The 4,541-nt window shown below is 64.9% G+C and carries 7 protein-coding genes; 3 read left to right on the forward strand and 4 right to left on the reverse strand.

The annotated features are described in order from the left end of the window. Window positions 1-36 precede the first annotated feature (36 nt). The 3 genes from WAN71_RS16310 to WAN71_RS16320 all read right to left on the reverse strand — a co-directional run bounded on the left by WAN71_RS16310 (window position 37) and on the right by WAN71_RS16320 (window position 2,600). Window positions 37-729 (reverse strand): cutinase family protein, encoded by a 693-nt coding sequence (locus tag WAN71_RS16310; protein WP_422226334.1) that lies wholly within the window; start codon window positions 727-729, stop codon window positions 37-39. 98 nt (window positions 730-827) lie between these two features. Beyond that, window positions 828-1,184, reverse strand: coding sequence for a hypothetical protein (locus WAN71_RS16315; protein ID WP_422226335.1), 357 nt, complete (start codon window positions 1,182-1,184; stop codon window positions 828-830). Window positions 1,185-1,316: 132 nt separating this feature from the next. After that, on the reverse strand, window positions 1,317-2,600 hold the full coding sequence (locus WAN71_RS16320) for a cytochrome P450 (protein ID WP_422226329.1): 1,284 nt from the start codon (window positions 2,598-2,600) through the stop codon (window positions 1,317-1,319). Window positions 2,601-2,689: 89 nt separating this feature from the next. Between WAN71_RS16320 and WAN71_RS16325 the strand changes: the two genes are divergently transcribed. Together WAN71_RS16325 and WAN71_RS16330 are read left to right on the forward strand one after the other, a co-directional pair. Continuing rightward, a complete protein-coding gene (locus WAN71_RS16325; protein ID WP_422226330.1) occupies window positions 2,690-3,046 on the forward strand; it encodes a PadR family transcriptional regulator in 357 nt (118 codons plus the stop codon). Then, the gene (locus WAN71_RS16330; protein WP_422226331.1) at window positions 3,043-3,420 is read left to right on the forward strand and encodes a hypothetical protein; all 378 of its coding nucleotides are present in this window, start codon (window positions 3,043-3,045) and stop codon (window positions 3,418-3,420) included. Before WAN71_RS16325 ends, WAN71_RS16330 begins: the two co-directional genes overlap by 4 nt. Window positions 3,421-3,459: 39 nt before the next feature. Here the strand turns inward: WAN71_RS16330 and WAN71_RS16335 are convergent, their stop codons facing one another. After that, complete coding sequence (locus WAN71_RS16335) at window positions 3,460-3,828, reverse strand: MmpS family transport accessory protein (RefSeq protein WP_422226332.1); 369 nt, start codon at window positions 3,826-3,828, stop codon at window positions 3,460-3,462. A 118-nt stretch (window positions 3,829-3,946) separates the two neighbouring features. Here WAN71_RS16335 and WAN71_RS16340 point away from each other — a divergent pair. Then, the coding region (locus tag WAN71_RS16340; protein ID WP_422226333.1) for a catalase at window positions 3,947-4,541 on the forward strand (595 nt) is incomplete at its 3' end.

Here is a 4,541-nt window from a genome sequence, read left to right on the forward strand (position 1 = left end):
CTGCTCACCCCATTGGCCGAGGCTGGGGTCGCCAGCTCAGCTTCCGAAGCCTCCGTGTCGAGACGGAGACGTCACGACCGTCGTTGGACCGCTAGAACCGTCGTCAAGATGACTGGCCGCGAAGGCCGCCCCCTTGTCAATCATCGCCCCGTCGCCTGCATAGGTATCGTGCGCCGAGAAATTCATCCCGTCGGAGCAGACCGGGTCCTCCGGAGCGCACACCTTGATGGTCTTGGCCTGATAGAGCGGGCCGATGTCGACCGCCGGCTCGCCGAGGAAGTCCATCGCGCGGCCGTTTGGCATTGCGAAGAGCACGACCGAGGAGACGTGGTTGGCCACATCGGCGTCCATCGGTTTGGGTACGGTCGCCGGATCGACCCCATCCGGTATGGCAGCGGGGGTGAGGAAGCCCATCACGGCCGCGCCTTGGGAATAGCCGCCGAGCACCAGTTTGGTTTTAGGACAGATGGCCGCCATCGACTCAACGTGATTGCCGGCGTCTCTGATCCCGTCGACTGCGGTGGGAAAATCTGTGGTGGCAGGGTAATCGACCGCGTATACCCCGAAGGACTTCGAACCGACCTTCGACTGTAGCGAGTCGACGAATGCCTGTCCGATTCCTCCGACACCTGGTGCCTCGGTGGTGCCCCGGGCGAATATGGCTTCCACGTCGGGGCAGCCCTCGGCGGACGCGGATGGAATCGAGACACCCAGTACTGCCCAAGTCATAACGACGGCGGCGAAGAGCCTAGCGGCGAAACGTGTACACACGTCTCAGATATTGCCATATTGTCTTGGCACTGCGCGGGACCCGACCCCCGACGCCGTTAGTACCGCTGGAGCGAGAACGGGTACGTGACAGTTCCGCCGGGTGCGCCGCCGCAGCCGGCGTCGAAGGTCGAGTCCACCGAACCGGCGAGCGACGCCATGTCCCATGAATAGGTGTCGTGCGACGGCAGGAAGTACACGGTGCAGCGCACACCATCGGGCACGTCGACAACCATCGTGTAACGACCATTGGCGAGGTGCGCATCTGCGTTCCAGGGCACCGCTTGCCCGTTGGGCCTCGGTTGGGCATTCACGTGGACACAGTCCGGAACCTCAACCTGGCATTTCCTGACATTCCAGAGCCAGGAGTGGCCCGGATCCCGCGTGGTCTCGACTTCGTAGTTGCCGATCAGCATCCCGGCTGCGGCGCTCGGCGCGAGCGCCAGCGCGGCTGCGGTAAGCGCCACGACGACTGCCACCGTCTTCGGGGTTTTCACGGGTTCCCTCCGTTCCTCGCCGCCCGCGGGCCTTTACGGAATGCGCCGGAATCAGCCTGGCGACGTCCAGGCGATGGGCAGCGTCTTGATGCCGTGGATGAACGGCGACAGTAATCGGGCGGGCTCCTCGGTAGCGACGACGTCGGGTATCTCGCGGTGCAGTTCCTCGAACATGACCCGGATCTCGCGACGCGCCAGGTTAGCTCCCAAGCAGAAATGGGCGCCTCCGCCACCGAAGCCGACGTGCGGATTCGGGTTGCGGGTGACGTCGAACTTCCACGGGTCGGCGAACTTCGACTCGTCGCGATTGGCCGAGCAATACCACAGCGTCGCTTTGTCTCCGGCGGCCATCTTGGTTCCGCTCAGTTCGAAGTCGTGGGTGAGCGTGCGCCGCATGTAGATCACCGGCGACGCCCACCGCACAACCTCCTCCACCGCCGCGTGCGATACACCGTCGAAGTCGGTCCACCACGTCTGCCGTTGCTCGGGGTAACGCGTGAGTGCGAGCAGGCCGTGGCTGATCGCATTGCGTGTCGTCTCGTTGCCGGCGGCCGCCAGCAGGATGAAGAACGATGCGACCTCCGCCGAGGTCAACCGTTCGCCGTCCACGTCCGCCTGCACCAGGCTGGTGGTCAGGTCGTCATGAGGATTGCTGCGGCGGTCCTCGGCCAGCGCGGTCGCGTAGCCGCCGATTTCCATGGATACCTGGGCGAACTCCTCGAAATCGGTTGCCAGGTCGGGGTCGCCGAAACCGAGAATGACGTTGGTCCAGTGAAAGATCCGTTGGTGGTCCCCCTCGGGAATCCCCATCATGTCGCAGATGACCTGCAACGGCAGCGGCCCGGCCAGCTCGCTGACCGCCTCGCCCTTGCCGTCGGGATGAGCGGCGATCATCGACGCGACCAGCCGGTGGGCCCGTTCGCGCACCGACGCCTCGATCCGGGCCACTACCTTGGGGGTGAACGCCCTGCTGACGATCGACCGCAACCGCTGGTGTCGTGGATCGTCGAGAACGATCATCGAGCCGAAGAACTCGGCGACCTCCGGCGGTTGATCGTTGATGGTGATATTCGGACTCGAGCTGAAGACTTCTGGATGACGGCTGGCGTAGAACACATCGTCGAGTCCGGTCAGCGCCCAATGTCCGGCGCCTTTCTCCAACCCTTCCTGGAAGGGTTCAGGCCAGAACGAGATCGGCGCTTCGCGGCGCAGCGTGGCAAACGCGCCGTCGCGCAGATCGTCGTCGAGTGCCCAAAAGTCCCACGTGCTCAGATCAATATCGGCGAGCGCAACCTCGGGCGGCGCCGTGCCGTTCGCTCGATTGGCAATGCCCATGTCGACCGTCCTCGTCGTTGAGCGGGGCTACAGGCGCGAGCCTAATATTTCGCTTGGCGTACTACGTCGCACGTACTAAACTTGCCGGTATGGCACGTGGTTCCCGACCGGCCCGAAGGCCGGCCAGAAGAAATGACCCGGGTGTGCTGATCATGACCAGCCTGGCCTCGGGCGCTAAGCACGGCTACGCGCTGGCGCGCGATATCGAAAGATTCGCGGGCGTAACGCTGGGGCCGGGAACGCTGTACGGAGCGATCACCGCGCTGGAGGAGCACGGCCTGATCGAACCGGCGGGCCATGACGAGCGGAGGCGTCCGTATCGGTTGACGGCCGCGGGACGGGCCGAACTGACCACCGCGGTGCGCAGCCTGGGGGCAATCGCGGTCGAGGGGGCCCGCCGGCTCGGGATTTCATTGCCTGCTCCAAACCCAGGGTGGGCGCAATGAATCCCCGCGAGGTCGGTGGCATCCTGCGCTGGTACCCCGCCGCCTGGCGCCGCCGATACGGTGAGGAGTTGATCGCCATGCTGGACGACACCTACGGCAATGACAAGCCCCCGCGGCGTGTCCGGATATCACTGCTCCGATCTGGCTTAGTTGAACGAATTCGGTTGTTGCGTAAGTACTCTCGCACGTATCTCGGCTACAGTATCGCCTGTGCTATCGTCTGGGCCGTCATCTGGGCCACGCTGTGGACACTCACGGGTGATGCCACCCGGCACACGTTTGCGGTGTTCTTCGGCGGATGGGCGATCGGTTGGCTGTCGGCGAGCATTGCCCGCATCGTCTACCCACCGCCGAAACCACGCAGAACTGTTTGATGCCGGTCGGTGATGTCGCCCGCGCGCAGGGTCGAAGTGTCAGTGCGAGCAGACCGTGCGGGCAGGTGCCCCGTTCGCGGTCGCCTGGCTGACCACCTTGCCGTCGAGCAGGATCGTGCAAGTGATCGAGCCGGGGCTCTGCGCGCTGATCACAAATACTCCCCCGGACGTGGCATTGAACTGCGTCTGCCACGGCAACGGCACGTGTGCTTGCTGAGTCTGGCCGGTCTGGCCGGTGTCGGTCTGATACGAGATGTAGTCCGCCACGGGGGCGCTGCCACTCAACTGATAGGTCACCACCTGGGTCAGTGGGCCCGTGGCGTTTGCCACCCCGCAAGTGCCTACCGCCGTCGCGAAAGCGGCCAGCACCGCAAGCAGGCGTGGCGTAGGCGACAGTTGGCTGGTCATAGTTATCTAACGCGACATGGTGTCACTCCGGCCAAAGGCGTGGGGACGTTTTAGTGTCTTTTCACGACAAGCAGGCGATTGTTGAACCGATGTCAGCTGACCGTCGTGGAGGCTAGTGATGACTGAACAGCCGGAGGAGTCCGGACGCTCCGGCCCGGCCCGCCGGAGCAGGCGCGACGTGCTACGCGGCGCCGCGGTGGTTGGAGCATTCCTGGCGGCGGACCTCGGCGCGCTGCTCTACGCGAACAATTGGATCGGTCCCGCGCGGTTGACGCCGCGGGTTTTCCTCGAGGGCTTTGCCAAGGTGTTCGGTCGACAACCGGGGTTCCGCAAGAACCACGCCAAGGGTGTCGCCGTCACCGGCTACTTCGACAGCACCGGCAACGGCCGGACGCTGTCCAAAGCGGCGGTGTTCGCGCCCGGTCGCACACCGGTTGCCGGGCGGTTTTCGTTGGCAGGCGGCAATCCGCACGCCGCCGATGCGTCGTCGACTGCGCGCGGGCTGGGCCTGGCGTTCGGATTCCCGGGCGCAGAGCAGTGGCGGATGGCGACGCTGAACCTTCCAGTCTTCCTTGACAATTCACCGCAAGGCTTCTACGACCGGCTGATCGCCTCGGCCGTGGTTCCGGGCACCGGCAAGCCCGATCCGACGGCGATGGCGCGGTTTCTCGCCGCACATCCGGAAACGGCGCGGGCCATGGACATCGTCAAGC

Source organism: Mycobacterium sp. (assembly GCF_049280035.1).
Taxonomy (GTDB): domain Bacteria; phylum Actinomycetota; class Actinomycetes; order Mycobacteriales; family Mycobacteriaceae; genus Mycobacterium.